This window comes from Vibrio sp. Vb0888 (assembly GCF_033338835.1).
In the GTDB taxonomy this organism is placed as follows: domain Bacteria; phylum Pseudomonadota; class Gammaproteobacteria; order Enterobacterales; family Vibrionaceae; genus Vibrio; species Vibrio alginolyticus.
In genome coordinates this window covers 1-1,222 of record NZ_JAWOTL010000198.1, presented here as the reverse complement: position 1 = coordinate 1,222, position 1,222 = coordinate 1, and the positions used below count along the sequence as shown (strand labels likewise).

At 45.0% G+C, this 1,222-nt stretch carries 2 protein-coding genes; one reads left to right on the top strand and one right to left on the bottom strand.

Features of this window, described 5'->3' with window-relative positions:
- The coding region (locus R7P72_RS24990) for an endonuclease/exonuclease/phosphatase family protein (RefSeq protein WP_411912907.1) at positions 1 to 517 on the bottom strand (517 nt) is incomplete at its 3' end.
- Between the two features lie 226 nt (positions 518 to 743).
- On the opposite strand from R7P72_RS24990, the gene R7P72_RS24985 reads away from it, so the two are divergent.
- Positions 744 to 1,222, top strand: a 479-nt coding sequence (locus tag R7P72_RS24985; RefSeq protein WP_318110957.1) for an RNA-binding S4 domain-containing protein, incomplete at its 3' end; no start/stop codon positions are given.

Below are 1,222 nucleotides of genomic sequence, written 5' to 3'. Positions count from 1 at the left end.
GAGCCATTACGCGACTTGATGGTTCTGGCGTTTCGGTATCCGCAGGGCGTTGAGATTTGAGGTGAGTGACATATATGGCAATGTGACCAAGGACTGGGTGAACGACTTGCGCATAAATCGGCTTGCGACTGAAATCGGGTGCTTCATTTACCCCAAATGGCGTGAGTGAGTTTGAATCGAACTCTACGCGTTTTACATCCTCAATAGGAAAGCGAGACGCAATCGCGACGACGGGGCGAGAATAAATATACTCGTCTTCTATTTTTGGGGTATCGACCGTTGCGAAATACGGAAAGCCAAGTGACAAAAAGTACGCTCGGGTTTCTTCGATACTGAACACCTCTTGCAGACCGATAATGTCCGGTTCGAGCTTTTCTAATTGGTTTTGCGTCCAAGCAAGTTTGTCTCGCCACTGCTCTTGGGAATAAATATTCTCGAAGTCGTAGTAGGCGTTCGGCGGTGCGACAAAATTAAACAAGTTAGCCGTAACAAAGGTAATTCTGCTTGGTTGAGACAAAGTATTCGCTCTTTTTAACAATAACCTGGAGAGTATATACCTTCGGATTATGGAATTGCAGCCTCGTTTGAAGTTGGCATGGACGTAACAGCTTGCGAATGGTCAGTTAAATAGGTCAAGACGTGCTCAAAAGCCACAAAGAACCTACGATAGAGCATTGGCTGAGGTTTCTATTTTGGGGCATTGCGTTTAAACTTCAGAGCATCAAATATGAAGAGTAAATAACATGACCCAAGATTACGACCACGAAGAGTATTTAGAAGGCGACGAGATTGAAATCGAAGCGATCGGCATTGATGTTGATGCGCATCCTATCGAACTGTATAAGCTTTTTAAAATCGCAAACTTGGTCAGTGGTGGTGGCGAAGCAAAACATATCATCGAAGAAGGTTATGTTGCGGTGAATGGCGAGCTAGAAACACGTAAACGCCGCAAAATGTACGATGGTGACTTTTTTGAGTTTAACCAAGAATACTATGTGGTGGTTTGTGACGCGCCAGTGACAGAACCAGAAACGGCAGAACAAAAAGCGGAAAAGAAAGCGAAGAAAGAAGCGCAATCTACTCGTAAAGAGAAGTCTCGCCAAAGCAAGCCGCCTAAAGCGAAAGGCACAGGACCTAAATCAACGGGTCGTAAAGCGGCACATAAAGAGCGCAAAGCACAAACAGAAGCGCTGTCTCAATCTGCTAAGAAAGGCAAGAAAGA